Origin of the sequence: Sphingopyxis indica, assembly GCF_032879645.1 — a bacterium.
In the GTDB taxonomy this organism is placed as follows: Bacteria; Pseudomonadota; Alphaproteobacteria; order Sphingomonadales; family Sphingomonadaceae; genus Sphingopyxis; species Sphingopyxis indica.
The window spans coordinates 1195700-1214588 of the sequence record NZ_CP076394.1; the positions used below are offsets into that span (position 1 = coordinate 1195700).

Annotated in this window: 17 protein-coding genes; 5 read left to right on the forward strand and 12 right to left on the reverse strand. The window is 67.0% G+C overall.

Going from position 1 to position 18889, the window contains the following annotated elements:
- Window positions 1-141: 141 nt before the first annotated feature.
- The 4 genes from KNJ79_RS05735 to KNJ79_RS05750 form a co-directional block, all read right to left on the reverse strand.
- Window positions 142-1356, reverse strand: a complete 1215-nt coding sequence (locus tag KNJ79_RS05735) for an acetyl-CoA C-acetyltransferase (RefSeq protein WP_317153169.1) — start codon at window positions 1354-1356, stop codon at window positions 142-144.
- A gap of 80 nt (window positions 1357-1436) precedes the next feature.
- Window positions 1437-2633 (reverse strand): CoA transferase, encoded by a 1197-nt coding sequence (locus KNJ79_RS05740; protein WP_317153170.1) that lies wholly within the window; start codon window positions 2631-2633, stop codon window positions 1437-1439.
- Between the two features lie 149 nt (window positions 2634-2782).
- A complete protein-coding gene (locus KNJ79_RS05745; protein ID WP_317153171.1) occupies window positions 2783-3952 on the reverse strand; it encodes an acyl-CoA dehydrogenase family protein in 1170 nt (389 codons plus the stop codon).
- A gap of 10 nt (window positions 3953-3962) precedes the next feature.
- Window positions 3963-4880 (reverse strand): SDR family NAD(P)-dependent oxidoreductase, encoded by a 918-nt coding sequence (locus KNJ79_RS05750; RefSeq protein ID WP_317153172.1) that lies wholly within the window; start codon window positions 4878-4880, stop codon window positions 3963-3965.
- A 103-nt stretch (window positions 4881-4983) separates the two neighbouring features.
- Between KNJ79_RS05750 and KNJ79_RS05755 the strand changes: the two genes are divergently transcribed.
- Window positions 4984-5721, forward strand: coding sequence for a helix-turn-helix domain-containing protein (locus KNJ79_RS05755; protein WP_089215592.1), 738 nt, complete (start codon window positions 4984-4986; stop codon window positions 5719-5721).
- 4 nt (window positions 5722-5725) lie between these two features.
- On the opposite strand, the gene KNJ79_RS05760 is transcribed toward KNJ79_RS05755, so the two are convergent.
- From KNJ79_RS05760 to hutI, 5 genes are read right to left on the reverse strand one after another with little or no spacing between them, the layout of a single operon-like run.
- Window positions 5726-6601 (reverse strand): helix-turn-helix domain-containing protein, encoded by an 876-nt coding sequence (locus tag KNJ79_RS05760; protein WP_317153173.1) that lies wholly within the window; start codon window positions 6599-6601, stop codon window positions 5726-5728.
- 57 nt (window positions 6602-6658) lie between these two features.
- Window positions 6659-8326: a urocanate hydratase gene (hutU, locus tag KNJ79_RS05765; RefSeq protein ID WP_317153174.1), complete on the reverse strand. Its 1668-nt coding sequence runs from the start codon at window positions 8324-8326 to the stop codon at window positions 6659-6661.
- Window positions 8323-9126, reverse strand: a complete 804-nt coding sequence (gene hutG / locus KNJ79_RS05770) for an N-formylglutamate deformylase (RefSeq protein WP_317153175.1) — start codon at window positions 9124-9126, stop codon at window positions 8323-8325. Before hutG ends, hutU begins: the two co-directional genes overlap by 4 nt.
- On the reverse strand, window positions 9126-10655 hold the full coding sequence (hutH, locus tag KNJ79_RS05775; protein WP_317153176.1) for a histidine ammonia-lyase: 1530 nt from the start codon (window positions 10653-10655) through the stop codon (window positions 9126-9128). The genes hutG and hutH overlap by 1 nt, the downstream gene beginning before the upstream one ends.
- Window positions 10652-11851: an imidazolonepropionase gene (hutI, locus tag KNJ79_RS05780; protein ID WP_317153867.1), complete on the reverse strand. Its 1200-nt coding sequence runs from the start codon at window positions 11849-11851 to the stop codon at window positions 10652-10654. Before hutI ends, hutH begins: the two co-directional genes overlap by 4 nt.
- A gap of 85 nt (window positions 11852-11936) precedes the next feature.
- Between hutI and KNJ79_RS05785 the strand changes: the two genes are divergently transcribed.
- The 3 genes from KNJ79_RS05785 to KNJ79_RS05795 all read left to right on the forward strand — a co-directional run bounded on the left by KNJ79_RS05785 (window position 11937) and on the right by KNJ79_RS05795 (window position 14515).
- Complete coding sequence (locus KNJ79_RS05785) at window positions 11937-13313, forward strand: formimidoylglutamate deiminase (protein WP_317153177.1); 1377 nt, start codon at window positions 11937-11939, stop codon at window positions 13311-13313.
- The gene (gene hutC, locus KNJ79_RS05790; RefSeq protein WP_317153178.1) at window positions 13310-14032 is read left to right on the forward strand and encodes a histidine utilization repressor; all 723 of its coding nucleotides are present in this window, start codon (window positions 13310-13312) and stop codon (window positions 14030-14032) included. Before KNJ79_RS05785 ends, hutC begins: the two co-directional genes overlap by 4 nt.
- A 108-nt stretch (window positions 14033-14140) precedes the next feature.
- Window positions 14141-14515: a glycine zipper 2TM domain-containing protein gene (locus KNJ79_RS05795; protein ID WP_317153179.1), complete on the forward strand. Its 375-nt coding sequence runs from the start codon at window positions 14141-14143 to the stop codon at window positions 14513-14515.
- A gap of 44 nt (window positions 14516-14559) precedes the next feature.
- On the opposite strand, the gene KNJ79_RS05800 is transcribed toward KNJ79_RS05795, so the two are convergent.
- From KNJ79_RS05800 to KNJ79_RS05810, 3 genes are read right to left on the reverse strand one after another with little or no spacing between them, the layout of a single operon-like run.
- Complete coding sequence (locus KNJ79_RS05800) at window positions 14560-15705, reverse strand: glycosyltransferase family 4 protein (RefSeq protein ID WP_317153180.1); 1146 nt, start codon at window positions 15703-15705, stop codon at window positions 14560-14562.
- A gap of 1 nt (window position 15706) precedes the next feature.
- Complete coding sequence (locus tag KNJ79_RS05805) at window positions 15707-16180, reverse strand: GtrA family protein (protein ID WP_317153181.1); 474 nt, start codon at window positions 16178-16180, stop codon at window positions 15707-15709.
- Entirely contained in the window at window positions 16177-16863 is a 687-nt protein-coding gene (locus KNJ79_RS05810) for a ferritin-like domain-containing protein (RefSeq protein WP_317153182.1), read from the reverse strand. The genes KNJ79_RS05805 and KNJ79_RS05810 overlap by 4 nt, the downstream gene beginning before the upstream one ends.
- A gap of 354 nt (window positions 16864-17217) precedes the next feature.
- Between KNJ79_RS05810 and KNJ79_RS05815 the strand changes: the two genes are divergently transcribed.
- The gene (locus tag KNJ79_RS05815) at window positions 17218-18054 is read left to right on the forward strand and encodes an alpha/beta fold hydrolase (RefSeq protein WP_089215731.1); all 837 of its coding nucleotides are present in this window, start codon (window positions 17218-17220) and stop codon (window positions 18052-18054) included.
- Window positions 18055-18889 lie beyond the last annotated feature (835 nt).

The following is an 18889-nucleotide window of genomic DNA, read 5'->3' on the forward strand; positions in this document are numbered from 1 at the left end:
TTGTCCCCTTTCCCATCGTCGCCCCGGACTTGATCCGGGGTCCATTCCGACGCCGGCGTCATGGACCTCGGATCAAGTCCGGGGTGACGAGTAGGAGAGGCTCGTTTCAATTGGATCGCCTATTGCTGCCCGGTCGCCTGCTCAAACCGCGCGCTCGAAGATCGCGGCGATGCCCTGACCGCCACCGATGCACATGGTTTCAAGGCCATAGCGACCGTCCCTGCGCACCAGCTCGCGTGTCAGATTGGCGAGGATGCGCCCGCCGGTCGCGCCGATCGGATGGCCGAGCGAGATGCCCGAGCCGTTGACGTTGAGGATGTCGCCCCGGCTGTCGTCGTCGGACCAGCCCCACCCCTTGAGCACCGCGAGCACCTGCGGCGCGAAGGCCTCGTTGAGCTCGACGAGGTCGATGTCGTCCCAGGCGAGGCCATTGCGTGCGAACAGCCGTTCGACCGCGGGCACCGGCCCGATGCCCATGCGGCTCGGGTCGCAGCCCGCGGCCGCCGAGCTATGATACCAGGCGATCGGCTCGAGCCCGAGTTCTTCGAGCTTGTCCTCGGCGACGACGAGGCACGCCGCCGCGGCGTCATTCTGCTGGCTCGCATTGCCCGCCGTGACCACGCCGCCCTCGAGCGCGCGCAGCTTGCCGAGCGATTCCATCGTCGCGTCGGCGCGATAGCCCTCGTCATGGGCAAAGAGGATGGGGTCGCCCTTGCGCTGCGGGACGCTGACCGGGACGAGTTCGTCGTCGAACAGCCCCTTTTCCCACGCGGCGGCGGCGCGCTGGTGGCTGCGCACCGCATAGGCGTCGGCCGCCTCGCGGGTGATGCCATAATCCTTCGCGAGATTTTCGGCGGTCTCGATCATCCCCGAAATGACGCCGAAGCGTTCGATCGGCTGCGACATCAGCCGCCCGCGCGTCAGCCGGTCGTGCAGCGTCAGATTGCCCGCACGCACGCCCTTGCGAATGTCGGTCGAATAATGCTCGACATTCGACATGGATTCGACCCCGCCCGCGACGACGACATCGGACATGCCCGTCTGCACCATCATCGCGGCGTTGACCACGGCTTGCAGCCCCGACCCGCAGCGGCGGTCGAGCTGGTAGCCGGGGACCTCGAGCGGCAGGCCGGCGGCGAGCCACGACCAGTGGCCGATCGCGGGCGCCTCGCCATTGCCGTAACCTTGCGAGAAGACGACGTCGTCGACGCGCGCCGGGTCGATCTTCGTGCGCTCGACCAAGGCTTTCAGGATCACCGCGCCCAGCTCACCCGCGGTGAGCGGCGACAGGGTGCCGCCGAACTTGCCGACGGCGGTGCGGATCGGGGCGACGATGGCGGCGCGGCGCAGGGTCATATCGGGTCTCCAACATTTGTCAGGTCATAAGCTTGTGGACCCCCGCCTTCGCGGGGGCACACGGAGAGAAGAAGGGCAATTTATCCGGCACCGACGACCCCCGCGTCGATCAGGCGGGCGATCTCGCGCGAGGAAAGCGCAAGCCTTTCGCTGAGCACTTCCTCGCTATGCTGGCCGTTGCGGGGGGCGGGAAGGGGCGCTTGACGCTCCATCTGCGGCACGGTGGCAAAGGCCCCCGCGGCGGGATAGGCGAAGCCGCTCGGATTGCCGGCGGCGCCGAAGATCGGATTGCTCGCGACGAGCGCCGGATCGCGCGCGGCGTCGAGCATCGTGCGATAGGGCGAATGGACGATCCCGCCCGCGTCGAAGGCGGCGGCGAGATCGGCGTGGTCGCGCGCCGCAATCGCGCGCTCGAACAGCGGATAGAGCGCGTCGCGGTGCTGAAAGCGCAACCCGTCGTCCGTTGCAAAGCTGACGCCGCGTGTCGCCTCGACCGCCGCGACCGCGTCGCCGAGCTTCAGCGCCGCGATCAGGTTGGTCCACTGGCGCGGGGTCACGACGACGATCATCGTGCGCACCCCGTCGCGCGTCGTGAAATCGCGGCCGAACAGCCCATAGACCGCATTGCCGAGGCGCGGCCGGTTTTCACCCGAATAGAGCATTTCGGCGATGCCGCCCATATTGGCGACGGTGCCGATCGCGACGTCCGAAAGCGGCAGGCGCACCTCGCCGCCTTCGCCGGTCGCGGTGCGGCGCTGGATCGCGGCGAGCAGCGCAAAGGCGGCATAGGCGCCGGTGAGCAGGTCCCACGCGGGGAGGACATGGTTGACCGGCTCGGGGCCGGGTCCGGTGAGCATCGGATAGCCGACCGCATTGTTCACCGTATAGTCGAGCGCGGGCGATCCGTCGGGCCAGCCCATCACGCGCACGGTGATCAGGTCGGGGCATTCCTTTGCCAATGTCTCGTGCGACAGGAAGCCATCGACCGGGAAATTGGTCACGAACTGCCCCGTCGCGCGCACGAGCGCCTGCAATAGCTCGCGCCCCTCGGGCCGGCCAAGGTCGAGCGCGACCGACTTTTTCGCGCGGTTGAGATTTTCCCAATAGAGCGAGTCATTCTCCGCCGTCACCGGCCAGCGCCGGAAATCGGGGCCGCCGCCGATCTGGTCGACGCGGATCACCTCGGCGCCGAACTGCGCGAGGTAGAGGCCGGCGGTGGGCGAGGCGACGAAGGACGACGCTTCGATGACGGAGAGGCCGGAGAGGAGCTTATACATGGGCGCCGCCTCGCCGAACGAGGAGGATGAGATCAAGCCCCTCCCCTTCAGGGGAGGGGTTGGGGGTGGGGCTTATCGGCCTTGCGCAACGCTTCGAGGCCCCACCCCAACCCCTCCCCTGAAGGGGAGAGGCTTTGAAACTGTTGCCCTTAGACACCTGCATGAAACTCGCGCAGCATATGCTTCGCGATCTGGAGTTGCAGGATCTGCGTCGTGCCTTCGTAGATGCGATAGATGCGCGCGTCGCGGAAGAAACGCTCGGCGTCATATTCGGCAAGATAGCCCGCGCCGCCATAGACCTGAACGCAGGCGTCGACGACGCGGCCGCACATTTCGCTGGCAAATACCTTGAACGCCGCGGCTTTGCGCAGGACATTCTCGCCCGCGTCGGCGCGGCGCGTGACGTCGGCCATCATGCATTCGGCGGCGTAGATGTCGATCTCGCTCTGCGCGAGCATCTGCTGGATGAGCTGGAAGTTGGCGATCGGTTCGCCGAACGCCTTGCGCTCGGTCGCGTAGCGCACGGCGCTGTCGAGCGCCCGGCGCGCATAGGCGGTCGCGGCGGCGCCGACCGACATGCGGCCATTGTCGAGGCTCATCATCGCATAGGCGAAACCCTTGCCGAGCTCGCCGCCGAGCAGCGCCTCGCCGCCGACGCGGACGTCGTCCATCACGATGTCGGCGATGTGGCTCCCCGCCTGGCCCATCTTCTTGTCCGGCTTGCCGACCGAGACGCCGGGCGCGTCCATCGGCACGACGAAGGCCGAGACATGCGCGTTTTTCGGCAGATTTTCCTTGCTCGTCCGCGCCATGATCAGCCCGACCTTCGCGAACGGCGAATTGGTGATATAGCGCTTGGTGCCGTTGAGCACCCAGCCGTTGTCGGTCTGCGTCGCGCTGGTCTGGAGCCCGGCCGAATCCGATCCCGACCCGGGTTCGGTCAGCCCGAAGCAGGCGATCTCGCCCGCGGCGACACGCGGCAGCCACTCGGCCTTCTGCGCTTCTGTGCCGCCATTTTTGAGCGCCGAGGTGAACATGCCGATGTTGATCGAGATGATCGAGCGGAAGGCCGGCATCGCATAGCTGAGCCTATGGATTGTTTTGATATATTGGCTGACGTTCATCCCGGCGCCGCCATATTCCTCGGGGATCGTCAGCCCGAACAGGCCCATGTCGCGCATTTCGGCCAATATGTCAGCCGGAATTTCGTCGCTTTCGATGATGCCCTTTTCGGCCGGAAGCAGCCGTTCGCGCACATAGCGTTCGAGCTGCTCGATGAACTGGTCGAAGACGTCGGCGTCCATGCCGGGGTTGCTCATGGCCTGTTCCTCAGATGGGGTCGTAGGGGAAGACGTGCGCCGACACCTCGTCGGCGCGTGCGAAGCTGGGGCGGAAGGCGGGGATCAGCTCGTCGGCGATCGCCTCGGCGCTCCAGCCTTCGAGTTTCGTCATCGAGCGGATCGGGCGCGGCTTGGAAAAGAGCAGGATTTCGTTCTTGCGCACGCTGAAGATCTGGTTGGTGACGTCCTTCGAAAGGTCGGACGCCAGATAGGCGACGAGTGGCGCGATCTTGTCCGCCGACATCTGCTGGAGCCGCTTGACGCGCTCTTGCTCGGCAGGGGTCGTCGCCGGGATCGAGCTGGTCATGCGGCTCCATGCGAAGGGCGCGATGCAGTTCGAGCGCACTCCGACGCGCGCCATATCGAGCGCGATCGACTGCGACAGCGCGACGACGCCCAGCTTGGCGGCCGAATAATTGGCCTGGCCGATGTTGCCGATCAGGCCGCTGGTCGAGGTGAAATGGACGAAGCTCCCCGACTGCTGCTCTCGAAAATAGGGCGTTGCAGCCTTCGAGACGTTGAAGACGCCAGTCAGATTGACCTCGATGACGCTCTTCCAGTCCTCATAGCTCATCTTGTGCCAGATGGTGTCGCGCAGGATGCCGGCGTTGTTGACCACTGCGTCGATGCGGCCGAATTTCGCGACCGCATCCTCGACGATCGAGGTCGCTTCCTTCGGATCGGCGACATTGCCGAAATTGGCGGCCGCCCGGCCGCCCGCCGCGGCAATCTCATCGGCGGTCGTCTGCGCCGGCGCCGCATCGCCGCCGTCGCCCGCTTGCGCGACGCCGGGGTCGTTGACAACGACCGCTGCGCCTTGCGCCGCGCAATGCAGCGCCAGCTCGCGCCCGATCCCGCGCCCCGCGCCGGTGATCGCAACGACCTTGCCGTCCAGACATTTGCCCATGGGCACTCTCCCGTCGAATCAACCGATAGCGCGATAGGGCGGCTGCCGCATCATTTCAACATTCAGAATTGATCTTTCATATATATGAAAATAGAGCAGATGAATGACTGGCCCCGTCCGCTCCGTGTCCCAGGCTTTCGCGATCCTCCGCCTGCTCGGCGTTTCGGGCGTGCTGTCGCTGTCCGAAATCGGCCGTATCGTCGGCCTCAGCCCGTCGAGCTGCCTCAATCTTCTCAAGACCTTGGTGAACGAAGGCGCGATTGAGCGTGATCCTGTATCCAGGAAATACCGGCTCGCGACAGGGTGGCAGGCGGCCACATTCCTTCGCGAAGACGCCGCCGCCCGGCTGGCCGAGCGCGCGCAGCCGCTGATGGCGCGCTTTGCACAGGATAATGAGGCGGCGGTCGGGCTGTGGCGGGTCGTGTCGCGCGAACGGATGCAACTCGTGGCGCACGCCGAAAGCGATGCCGGGATGCGGCTCAGCCTTGCCGACGATCAGCGCCAGCCGCTCGGCGGCGGCGCTGCGGGGCGCGCTCTGGCGGCGGTGCAGGGCGTCGATGCGAGCGAGCTACGCCGCCGCTTCGCACCCGTGCGCTGGCAGGCCGAATTGCCGTTCGAAACATATGAAAGCCAGGTGCGCGACGCGCGCGCGCGCGGTTTTGCGATCGACGACGGCTTTGCGCATCGCGGCGTCGTTACCGCGGCGACGGGGATCGCCGAGCGCGCGCCGGGCTTTTGCCTTTCGGCCTCGATCGTCGCGGGGTCGCGGAGCGCGGCGGAGGTCGAAACGCTCGGCGCGGGCCTCGTCGAGCTTCGCGCCGCGCTCGTCGCCGACCGCTAGCGCGTCAGAGTTCGATGGCGATCTTGACGCTAGCGAGCGGGACGCCCGCCGCCTGGGCGATGCGCCGCTTCGACGCGTCGATCTCTTCGCGCAGGCTGCCGAGGTCGCCGGCGTCGGCGCTTCCCGGCGTTGGCGGCACGGCGGCATCGCCGTTCGTGATGTCGTCGGCGGGCACGTCGAGCGCAGCGGCGAGCGCGTCGAGATTCTTGCGACGCGGCACCGATTTCCCGGCTTCCCACGCCCAGATGCTCGGCTTGCTGAGCCCGGCCTTGCGCGCGAGCGCCGACAGGCTGAGTCCCTGCGCCTCGCGCAGCCCCCTGATCCGCAGGCCCAGCGCGATGCCCGACCGCAGCGCGAGGCGCGAGGGATCGAATTCGGACGGCAGCGGATTGCGCAGGCGCGTGGCGCTCAACACCGACTGGCCGAGCGGCGCGTCGAAGCGGCAGCCGAACAACCGCTCGCTATTCCACACCACCGTCGCGACCACCTGTTCGGCTTCGGGAAGCGCGATCCTGAACCGGCGGCCGACGGCCAGCGCAGCGTCGGTTTCGATCAACATGCCCGAAGCGGAGAGGTTGTGGACGAGGACCGAATAGCCGGACCCGCTTTCGTCGCCGCCCTCGGCGACAAGGTTGAGGGTGAAGCGCTCCGACGACCGGCGTGCTTGCCCGTCGGCTGTTTCCTGCATTGTTCCGCGCATAACCATGGCCGGACCATCATCGGTGCAACCCGTTTCCGACCGGTTAACGCCCGCCGGGCGGGCGGCCTCATTTCCGGCCGGGCGTTTCCATGAAATGACGGCCCCGGCATAGACAACCACATATTGCTTGCCGTTCGCTTCATAGGTCATCGGGGTCGTCTGCCCGCCCGCGGGGAGCACGTCGCCCCTCGTCTTCGCTCGGGGAGGCCGTGTGGATTTACCGCTCGATGCCTGATCTCAGCCGAGGATGGCGGGGAGGTCGAGGCCCTTTTCGCGCGCGCAGTCGAGTGCGATCTCATAGCCGGCGTCGGCGTGGCGCATCACCCCCGACGCGGGGTCGTTCCACAGCACGCGCTCGAGCCGCTTCGCCGCCTCGCCGGTGCCGTCGGCGACGATCACCATGCCGGCGTGCTGCGAATAGCCCATGCCGACCCCGCCGCCGTGGTGCAGCGACACCCAGGTCGCGCCGCTCGCGGTGTTGAGGAGCGCGTTGAGCAGCGGCCAGTCGGACACGGCGTCGCTGCCGTCGCGCATCGCCTCGGTCTCGCGATTGGGCGAAGCGACCGATCCCGAGTCGAGATGGTCGCGGCCGATGACGACCGGCGCCTTGAGTTCGCCCTTCGCCACCATCTCGTTGAAGGCGAGGCCGAGCCGGTGGCGGTCGCCGAGCCCGACCCAGCAGATGCGCGCGGGCAGCCCCTGGAACTTGATCTTCTCGCGCGCCATGTCGAGCCAGCGGTGGAGATGCGCATTGTCGGGCAGCAGCTCCTTCACCTTGGCGTCGGTGCGATAGATGTCCTCGGGGTCGCCCGACAGCGCCGCCCAGCGGAAGGGACCGATGCCGCGGCAGAAGAGCGGGCGGATATAGGCGGGAACGAAGCCCGGAAAATCGAACGCATTGTCGACGCCTTCGTCCTTCGCGACCTGCCGGATGTTGTTGCCATAGTCGGTGGTCGGCACGCCCGCGGCCTGGAAGTCGAGCATCGCGCGAACATGCACCGCCATTGAGGATTTCGCCGCCTTCGCCACCGCTGCGGGATCGCTCTCGCGCTTCTCCATCCAGTCGGCGACGCTCCAACCGATCGGCAGATAGCCGTTCACCGGATCGTGCGCGCTCGTCTGGTCGGTGAGGAGGTCGGGGCGGATGCCGCGGGCGTAGAGTTCGGGCAGTATTTCCGCGGCGTTGCCGAGCAGGCCGACCGACACCGGCGCCTTGTCGGCGCAGCTTTGCTCGATGATCGCCAGCGCCTCGTCGATCGACTGCGCGGCCTTGTCGAGATAGCCGGTGCGCAGGCGCATTTCGATGCGGCTCGGCTGGCATTCGATCGCGAGGCACGAGGCGCCCGCCATCACCGCCGCGAGCGGCTGCGCGCCGCCCATGCCGCCGAGGCCGGCGGTGAGCAGCCATTTGCCCGAAAGGTCGCCGCCATAATGCTGGCGCCCCATCTCGACGAAGGTTTCGTAGGTGCCCTGCACGATGCCCTGCGTGCCGATGTAGATCCACGAGCCCGCAGTCATCTGACCGTACATCGCGAGCCCGCGCTTATCGAGCTCGCCGAAATGTTCCCAATTCGCCCAATTGGGCACGAGATTGCTGTTCGCGATGAGCACGCGCGGCGCGTCGGCGTGGGTGCGGAAGACGCCGACGGGCTTGCCCGACTGGACGAGCAGCGTTTCGTCGTCCTCGAGCCGCTTCAGCGTCTCGACGATCTTGTCATAGCTTTCCCAGTCGCGCGCGGCGCGGCCGATGCCGCCATAGACGACCAGTTCCTCGGGCCGCTCGGCGACGTCGGGATGAAGATTGTTCATCAGCATCCTGAGCGGCGCTTCGGTGAGCCAGCTTTTCGCGTTGAGCCCTGCGCCGGTCGGCGCCTTGACGACGCGGCTGTTGTCGAGACGGGTCATGGCTTTCCTTTCGCAAAGTCGAGCGCGGCAGCGATCACCTGGTGCAGCACGGGGGCGATCGCGGGGGTGGGGTCGAGGGGGCTCGGCCAATGATGTTCGTCGAGGGCCGCGGGCTCGGCCATATAGCCGCGCATCGCGAGTTCCATCTGGATCGCGTGGACGCCGGTTTCGGGGCGGCCGTAGTGGCGCGTCGTCCAGCCGCCGCGGAAGCGGCCGTTGACGACATGGCTGTGTCCGCTTGCGGCGCAGATCGCGGCGACCGCGGCTTCAAGCTCGGGCGCGCAGGTCGCGCCGCCATCGGTGCCGATATTGAACTGCGGCAATTCGCCGTCGAACAGGCGCGGCACGCGGCTGCGGATCGAATGGGCGTCGTAGAGGACGACGCGGCCATGCTGCGCCCTCAACCGCGCGATCTCGGCGGCGAGCGCGGCGTGATAGGGGGTGTGAAAGGCGCGGCGACGCTGTTCGATCTCGCCTTCGCTCGGTGTGCCTTCGACATAGAGCGGGTCGCCGTCGAAGGTCGTCGTCGGGCACAGCTCGGTCGTGGCTTGTCCGGGATAGAGCGAGGCGCCCGACGGGTCGCGGTTCATGTCGATGACGCTGCGCGAAATGTCGGTCGCGATCGTCGTCGCGCCGAGGTCGCGGACGAAAGCATAGAGCGGCTCGATCCACCAGTCGGTGTCGAGCCGCGCGCGCCATGGCGAGACAAAGGCGTCCTCGCGGCCGGCGAGCCCGGTGCCGCCGTGCGGGAAGGCGACGATCAGCGGCGCGTCGCCGCGATGGGTGCGCAGCCAGTCCATCAGGCGATTCCCGGCAGCGCCAGCCCCGCCGCCTCCGCCACCGCGCCGCGCCGGACGAGCGCGTTCGCCGCCTCCATGTCGGGGTGGAAATGGCGGTCGTGGTCGAGCATCGGCACCTCGGCACGCAGCAGGGCGCGCACCGCTTCGAGCGCCGCCGAGGAGCTCAATCCCGCGTGGAAGTCGCAGCCCTGCGCCGCGGCGAGCAGTTCGATACCGATCACCGCGCTGGCATTCTCGGCCATTGCGAGCAGGCGCCGCGCGCCGTGCGCCGCCATCGACACATGATCCTCCTGATTCGCCGAAGTCGGGATCGAATCGACGCTGGCCGGATAGGCGCGCTGCTTGTTCTCGCTGACCAGCGCCGCGGCGGTGACCTGCGGGATCATGAAGCCCGAATTGAGCCCCGGCTGCGGGGTCAGGAAGGCGGGGAGGCCCGAAAGCGCCGGGTCGACGAGCATCGCGATGCGGCGCTCGGCGATCGAGCCGATCTCGCAGATCGCGAGTGCGATCATGTCGGCGGCGAAGGCGACCGGTTCGGCGTGGAAATTGCCGCCCGACAGCGCTTCGTCGCTTTCGGCGAAGATGAGCGGGTTGTCCGAAACGCCGTTCGCCTCGATTTCGAGCGTCGCCGCCGCCTGGCGCAGCAGGTCGAGCGCGGCGCCCATCACCTGCGGCTGACAGCGCAGGCAATAAGGGTCCTGCACGCGCGGGTCGTCGTCGCGGTGCGAGGCGCGGATCGCCGAGCCCGCCATCAGGCCGCGCAGCGCCGCCGCGACCTCGATCTGGCCGCGGTGGCGGCGCAATTCGTGGATGCGTGCGTCGAACGGGGTGTCGGAGCCCTTCGCCGCCTCGGTCGACAGCGCACCGGTGACGAGCGCGGCGTTGAAGACGGTCTCGGTCTCGAACAGCGCCGCGAGCGCATTGGCGGCCGAAAATTGCGTGCCGTTAAGCAGCGCGAGCCCTTCCTTCGCCGCGAGTTCGAGCGGCGCGAGCCCGGTGCGGTTCAGCGCGTCGGCGGCGGGCAGGCGCTCGCCCGCGACCTCGATTTCGCCGACCCCGATCATCGCCGCCGCCATGTGCGACAGCGGCGCGAGGTCGCCGCTCGCGCCGACCGATCCCTGCGACGGCACCACGGGGGTCAGCCCCTGCGCCAGCATCGCTTCGAGCAGCGCGACGGTTTCGGGGCGGACGCCCGAGGCGCCTTGCGCGAGGCTTGCGAGCTTCAATGCCATCATCAGCCGGACGACGGGAACGGGCGACGGCTCGCCGGTGCCCGCGGCGTGGCTGAGCACGATGTTGCGCTGGAGCGTCGCGAGGTCGGCGTCGCCGATCCGCACGCTCGCGAGCTTCCCGAAGCCGGTGTTGATGCCATAGACGGGGGCGCCATGCGCGAGGATGCGCTGCACGGCCTCGGCACTTTCGGCGATACGCGGCGCGCAGGCGGGGTCGAGCCGCGGCGCGGCGCCGCGATAGATGGCGCGCCAATGGCCGAGCGAAACGGCGCCGGGGTTCAGGATCATGCCGGTCATCGACCACTCCGGATGCGGGCATGGAGCGGGTTCAGCCCCATGCGATAGACGAGATCTGCGGGCTGCTCGATGTCCCAGATCGCAAGGTCGCACGCCTTGCCGGCTTCGAGCGTGCCGATGCTGCTCGAGAGGCCCAGCGCAGCGGCGGCGTTTCGCGTCACGCCGATCAGGCATTCGGCGACGGTCAGCCGGAACAAGGTCGCGCCCATGTTCATTGCCAGCAGGATCGAAGTCAGCGGCGAAGTGCCGGGATTGCAGTCGGTGGCGAGCGCGATCGGGACGCGCGCTGCGCGCAGCGCGGCGATCGGCGGCAGCTGCGTTTCGCGGGTGAAATAATAGGCGCCGGGGAGCAGCGTCGCGACCGTCCCCGCCCTCGCCATCGCGGCGATCCCCTCGGCGTCGAGATATTCGAGATGGTCGGCCGACAGCGCGCCGTAGCGCGCCGCGAGCGCCGCGCCATGCTGGTTCGACAATTGCTCGGCATGGAGCTTGACCGGCAGGCCGGCGCGCTTTGCGGCCTCAAAGACATGTTCGGTCTGTGCGGCGCTGAAGCCGATGCTCTCGCAAAAGGCATCGACCGCGTCGGCGAGGCCGAGCCGGGCGACCTCGGGCAGCATCGCGTCCGCGACATGCGCGACATAGGCGTCGGCGTCGCCCGCATATTCGGGCGGCAGCGCATGGGCGCCGAGGAAGGTCGCGGCGATGCGCACGTCGCGCGCCTCGCCCAGCCGCCGCGCGGCGCGCAGCATCCGGATTTCGCTGGGCGTATCGAGGCCATAGCCCGACTTGATCTCGACCGTGGTGACGCCCTCGGCGATCAGCGCGTCGAGGCGAGGGAGGGCGGAGGCGACCAGCTCGTCCTCGCTCGCCGCGCGCGTCGCCTTCATCGTGGAGAGGATACCGCCGCCGGCGCGGGCAATATCCTCATAGGAGGCGCCCTCGAGCCGCAGCTCGAACTCGCGCGCGCGATTGCCCGCGTGGATCAGATGCGTGTGGCAGTCGATCAGGCCGGGGGTGATCCAGCGGCCGTCGCAGTCGACGATCTCGGCGGCGTCGAGCGCGGGGGCGCCGGCTTCGGGGCCGGCATAGACGATCCGGCCGTCCTGCGCCGCGACCACGCCCGCCTCGACGATCCCCGGACCGTCGGCAGCCATCGTTGCGAGCCGCGCCTTGCGCCATAATGTGTCGCACCGCATCACGCGCGAATCTCCCTTCGCCGGAATCATTGCATCCTTCGCCAATAATGTATAGACATAATTGCCGCATCACGAAAGGCCGCCGATGACCGATCGCGCTCCCGCCGCCCACAGTCTGCATTTCCGCCGCGCGCTGCTGCCCGGCGGGTGGGAGGAGAATGTCCGCATCGGGATCGCCGACGGGCTGGTGACGACGATCGTGCAGGGTGCCGAGGCGCAACCGGGCGACGAACGCCACGCGATCGGCCTGCCCGGGATGCCGAACCTGCACAGCCACGCCTTTCAGCGCGGCATGGCGGGGCTTGCCGAGGTGCGCGGGCCGGGCGATGACAGCTTCTGGACGTGGCGCGAGCTGATGTATCGCTTCGTCGACTGCGTCGATCCCGAGGGGTTGCGCGCGATCGCGGCGCTCGCCTACGCCGAAATGCTCGAAAGCGGCTTCACCCGCGTCGGCGAGTTCCATTATCTGCACCACGATCCGGCGGGCGCCCCCTATGCCGATCCGGCCGAGATGAGCCGCGCGATCGTCGCCGCGGCTGCCGGGACCGGAATCGCGCTCACCCATTTGCCGGTTTTTTATGCGCATGGCGGCTTCGGCGGCGCCCCGGCGAGCGATGCACAGCGGCGCTTCCTGCACGATGTCGACGGCTTCGCGCGCCTGCTCGAAGCCGCACGAGCGGCGGCGGCGGAACTGCCCGACGCGGTGGTCGGCATCGCGCCGCACAGCCTGCGCGCGGTGACCGGCGCCGAACTCGCCGCGCTGCTCGAACTCGCCGGCGCGGCGCCGGTGCATATCCACATCGCCGAACAGGTGAAGGAGGTCGACGACTGCCTCGCATGGAGCGGCCGGCGCCCGGTCGAATGGCTGCTCGCCCATGCCGAGGTCGATGCGCGCTGGTGCCTCGTTCACGCGACGCACATGACCGCGGAGGAAAGCATGGCGCTCGCGGCGACGGGGGCGGTTGCGGGACTGTGCCCGATCACCGAAGCCAATCTCGGCGACGGGATATTTCCCATGCCGGCCTGGCGCGAGGCGGGTGGGCGCTTTGGCGTCGGCTCCGATTCGAACGTGCTCATCGACATGACCGAGGAACTGCGCTGGCTCGAATATGGCCAGCGGCTCGCGGGCCGCGCGCGCAACAGGCTCGCCGCGGCGCCCGACCGCTCGACCGGGCAGGATCTGTTCGACGCCGCGCTTGCGGGCGGCGCGCAGGCGCTCGGGGTCGAAGGGGGGCTCGCGGTCGGGCATTCCGCCGATATCGTCAGCCTCGACGAAAATCATGTCTCGCTCTTCGGCCGCTCGGGACCGTGGCTCACCGATTCCTTCCTCTTCGCGGCGGGGCGGGGGGCGATCGACCGTGTCTGGCGGCGCGGCACCGAAGTCGTGCGCGGCGGCCGCCATGTCGCGCGCGCGGCGATCGAGGCCGATTATCGCCGCGCGCTCGCAAGGCTTTTTGCATGAGCCTGCCGCTGCACGAGCGCATCCGCAGCGAGATGGAGGCGGCGATCCTGTCGGGCGCACTGCGCCCCGGCGCGCGCCTGCCGACCGAGCAGGAACTGATGCGCGACTATGGCTGCGCGCGAATGACGGTTAGCAAGGCGTTGTCGGCACTCGCCTCGGCAGGGCTGATCGAGCGGCGCAAGCGTGCGGGGTCGTTCGTCGCGCGCCCGCGCGTCCATTCGATGATGCTCGACATCCCCGACCTCGAACAGGAAGTGACGGAGCGCGGCCAGCGCTATCGTTTCGAACTCCTCGGCCGCAGGACGGCGCCGCCCGATCCGGCCGATGCCGAGGAGGTCCAGCTTGCGGGACGCGGCGAATTGCTGGTCATCGACGGCGTCCATTTCGCCGACGACATGCCGCTTGCCAGCGAACGGCGCCTCGTCAGCCTGTGGTCGGTGCCCGAAATCGCGGTCGAGGATTTCGCCGAAATATCACCCGGCGCGTGGCTGCTCGGCCATGTGCCCTGGACCGAGGCCGAGACGCGCATCGCCGCGGTCGCTGCCGACCGGACCGTCGCCGCGCGGCTGGAAATCGAAACCGGAAGCGCCTGCCTGTTCATCGAGCGGCGGACGTGGCGCGGCGACGAGGGGATCACGCTGGTGCGACAGCATTTCGTAGGCTCCGCCTATGACCTGATCGCCCGCTTCGGATCGGCGCGGAGCATGGGCGGCGTGTGAACGGCGCAGCGCCGCCCGTTCGACGTTCATCGGCGGTGCAGCCGACCGGAACCATGATAGCGGGACCGCGTTTCGATCATCGAACAAGCGACGAAATGGAGTTTCGCGATGAAATATCTTCTTGGGGTGGCGCTGATGACTGCCCTTGTGGTCCCGGTTTCCTCGGCGCAGGCCGACCCGCCGCCGTGGGCGCCCGCGCATGGCAAGCGTGCGAAAGACCGCGCCATATATGACAGCTACGGTCGCTATTATGAGCCGCGCCGGATCGGTTATGACGACTATGTGTGGCGCGGTCGCGACGGCCAATATTATTGCCGGCGCGACAATGGCACCACCGGGTTGATCGTCGGCGCGGCGGTCGGCGCGCTCGCGGGGCGCGAACTCGATGGCGGTCGCGACCGCACGCTCGGCACTATCCTCGGCGCAGTGGGTGGTGGCTTGCTGGGGCAGGCGATTGATCGCGGCGATCTGCAATGCCGCTAGGGCCGGGGCCCGATTGCCCGCGCCCTTTCGAAGGCGACGACCCTTCAGACTCCGCAATTCCGCCGAAGATTCGGGTCTGAGACGATCGAGCGATAGACCTGCGCGACGCTTTCCGACGCGGCTTCCCACGAATAAGCGGCGCTGGCGCTGTGCGCTCTTAGCCCCATCGCCCGGCGGACGTGGACATCGAGCAGCCGCGTGATCGCTTCGACATAGGCGGGCACCGCATCGGGCGGACACAAGAGTCCGGTGTCGCCGTCGACGAGCAGCGCGCGGGCGCTCGGCGCGTCGGCGCTGACCACCGGAAGGCCCGACGCCATCGCTTCGAGCACGACATTGCCGAACGTCTCGGTCGTGCTGGGCGTGAGCATGATGTCGGCGCTCGCGACCGCGCGCGCGAGGTCGGGTCCATCGAGATGCCCGGTCATCACCGCCCCGGGAAGCGCGGCGAAGGCGCCGGCCGCGGGTCCGGCGCCGACGATGATCGGCGTGACGGGCACGCGGCACTGCAGCTCGCGCAGAACCGAAATGAAGGTTTTCACGCCTTTTTCGAGCACCAGCCGGCCGAAGAAGAGGATCGCGATCCGGTCGTCGCCGATCCCGCGCGCGCGGCGCCAGTCGAGATCGCGGCGGGTCGGCGCGAACCGGTCGCGATCGACCCCGCGGCTCCACACGCTGGCCCTGTCGTCGCCGCGCAGCGCTTTCATGTCGCGGGCAAGGCCCGGCGTCGGGACAAGAACATGGTCGCTGCGGCGATAGAAGCGCCGGATATGCGCTTCGACCAGCGGGCGCCCCCACCCCAGTCCGTAATAGTCGAGATAGGATTCGAAGCGGGTGTGCAGGCTGGCGACCGTCGGAATGCCGCGCCGCAGAGCGAAGGTCTGCGCGCGCGTCCCGAGGATGTCGGGAGTCGCGACGTGGATGATGTCGGGGGCGAAGCGCAAAAGGTCGCGGCGGATCGACGCCGGCAGGCCAAGCGCGAGCTGAAATTCGCTGCGCAGCGGCAAGGCGATCGACGGCACCGCGATCAGCGTCCCGGCCGGCTTGAATGCCGGGGTGTCGGTCACCGGGGAATAGATGCGGACCTCGCAGTCCGCGTTTCGCTCGAGATAGGCGACGAGTGCGTTCAGCGCCTGGTTCGCGCCTTCGCGCAAATAGTTGTAATTTCCCGAAAACAAGGCGATCCGCATGTCAGACCTGCCGGAAATTGACGACGGCGTTCAGCACGAACATCGCAAGGCCCGCGAACAGGGATACGATCACCCGGGCGACGAGATAGTGGATCGGGGTCCACTGCAGCAGCGCGGCGAAAAGGATGACGGTAATCGCCAGCCCAAGGCCGGCGTTGATGAGGAAGATCAGATAGCCGGTGTGGATCTTGCGATCGGTCCCGCGAAAGATCCAGCTCCGCCCGAGCGCATAGTGCAGGCTGTTCGAAACCAGAAATCCGATCGCGGCGGCGGGGACGGCCTTCATGCCGAAATGTTGGACGAGCACCCAGAGCAGGCCGAGGCCGATCAGGAAGACGAAGCTGCTCACGATGCTGTTGCGCACGAGCATCCGTCCGACGCGGCGGGTGAGCAGCCGTGCGGCGAGCCCGGGCCGGGCTGCGTCCGAAGCGAGGCGTGGAAAGTCGGGCTCCCCGTGCGCCGAACGGCCCGTCATGCGGCGGCGCGCGATCGCGGCGCCATTCTGTCGCCGTCCGGCTCGTGCGCGTCGGGCCAGTCGGTGCGGTGCGCGATCCAGGGGTTCAGGAACAGCGCCGGAAGCTTGATGAACAGAAGTTCGGAATGGATGAAGCCGTCGATGGCGCGTTCCCACCAGCGCGGCGTCCGCTTGCCATGGTCGCGCAGCCAGCCTTCATAGGGCGCCCAATGGCTTGGCTCGTCCTTGCGGATGATCTGGAAAATCCGGGTCAGGATCGGGTCGCCGCCAACGAATCGGTTGGCGAGCAGCGTTTCGACCTGACGGAATCCGCGGCGCTCGGTCAGCGCAATCACGCGGCAAAGGCGTTCGAACAATTCGTCGCGGTCGATGACCTCTTGCGTATCCAGCCGGTCGATCGGCGTTCGAAAAATGATCTCGACGAAGCGGTCGATATGCCCGAAGGTGCGATCGACATCGAGCGGCATCCACCCCTTTTGCTCGAACCAGCGCCGGAACATCATATAATGTTTGCGCTCGTCCCGGCGATGATCCTCGATTGCCGCGATCAACGCCCCGTCGCCGGGCGAACGCACCCGGACCGCCTCTATCACCCGGTCGATCGCGGTATAGCCGCGATGCTCGTTATAGACGTAGATCGATCCGAGAACGAGCAGATAGCGTTCGCGAAACCAGTCAAGCATATCCATCTCCCGCTCGACGGGCAGAATATCACTCCCGGCGGCGGTCGTCGAATGCCATGTCGCGGAGGGGCCCGATGGCGGGGGCCGTCGAGGGTCGCGCGTCAAGACGCGTCAATGATCGCTTCGATATGAGCCTGCCCGCTATTTGTCCGGGGATTGTCGTGATCGGCCGCCCCGTTTGATGGCTTAGGGTCCAGATCCTTTCATAACGGGTTCGAGGCGTCGCTTCGGGATTTGACCGATCTCCGCCTTCGCGGGGACAGGCTTTCTCCATGGCGTCGTCGAAAAGTCTGGAAATATCGACATGCTTCTACGCTTATTCTTCTCGCCAGCTTAACCCGAGGGAGAATGACCATGCCCTATGTGACGACGAACGACGGCATCGAAATCTTCTATAAGGATTGGGGGCCGAAGGACGCGCAGCCGATCCACTTCCACCACGGCTGGCCGCTCAGCTCCGACGACTGGGACAACCAGATGCTGTTCTTTCTGGACAAAGGCTTCCGCGTCGTTGCGCACGACCGCCGCGGCCATGGGCGCTCGGCCCAGGTCAGCGACGGACACGATATGGACCATTATGCCGCCGACGCCTCGGCGGTCGCCGAGCATCTCGACCTCAGGAACGCGATTCATGTCGGTCACTCGACCGGCGGCGGGCAGGTTGCGCGCTATGTTGCGAGATACGGGCAGCCGCAGGGCCGCGTCGCCAAGGCGGTGCTGGTCAGCGCCGTGCCGCCCCTGATGGTCAAGACCCCCGGCAATCCCGACGGCACGCCGATCGAAGTGTTCGACGGCTTCCGTGCCGCGCTTGCCGCCAACCGTGCGCAATTCTTCCTCGATGTGCCGGCCGGCCCCTTTTATGGTTATAATCGCGACGGCGCCGAGCCCTCCGAAGGCGTGATCAGGAACTGGTGGCGTCAGGGCATGATGGGAAGCGCCAAGGCGCACTATGAAGGCATCAAGGCCTTCTCCGAAACCGACCAGACCGAAGATCTGAAGGCGATCACCGTGCCGACGCTGGTGTTGCAGGGCGACGACGATCAGGTCGTGCCGTACAAATGCGCTGCGATCATGCAGGACAAGCTGCTGCAGAACAGCGAACTCATCATCTATCCCGGCTTCTCGCACGGGATGCTGACGGTCAATGCCGGCGTCGTCAACGCCGATATCCTGAAGTTCATCCGGGGGTAGCAGCCGCGCGCGCCGAACGGACGAAGAGAATGATCGGGATCGCCGCGGCCGGCCAATCGGGATGTTCGCGGCGTGCGCGGTCGTTTCTTTCAGGCCGAGGCGGAGAAGGCTGGCCGATAGCCCGGGTAACGACCTCGCCATCGAACAGCGCGATGTCGCCGAATTGCGTAAACAGCGCGTCGTTCTGGTTGGGCGGAAAATGGAAAAGATGTAATCGTCAGGCTTGAAGTCGATCCGGTCAGCATTTCCTGATTGATCGGGGCGCCGGTCGAACAAGGTGGATTTGAGGCCGACTTCATCGGCGGTCAGCGTCTCCTCGTCGAACGGTTGCGCCTGCAGCGCGGCCTCGGCGTGTCTTTTCCGGTAGTTCCGACAAAGCCATCTTGATCAGCCTCGCCACTTGCTTGCTCTCCAAGACGCGGTCGAGCGCAATCTGGTGCAGGAGGTGTTTCGGCGCCTCTCGCGAATAGGCGAGCCCGACACGATCCGCAGCGGCGTGGCGATGCGGCGGCCGAAATAGGCACTGAGCGGCTTGCTGTAGGCAGAGATGAGTGAGCGAAGCGCCTGAAGGCGCCCCTCGCAGACAATTTCTCTTGGGAATCTTGCCCTTCCCACCGCGAATTTCACATCAATGGAGAAATGTATTGATCCGGGACACTATAGAAAAATGCTCCGATATCGGAGCGATGTATCGACTCATATTGATTACTCCTCCAAAAGACATAGACTCAAACAGTAAATATCGGAGCATTCTATAAATTAGATGGAATCTCTGAGACGCTACGCAATACGCAATTGTGGAGTGTATTGCGGCAAGAGGTCGTGCGATTTTTTT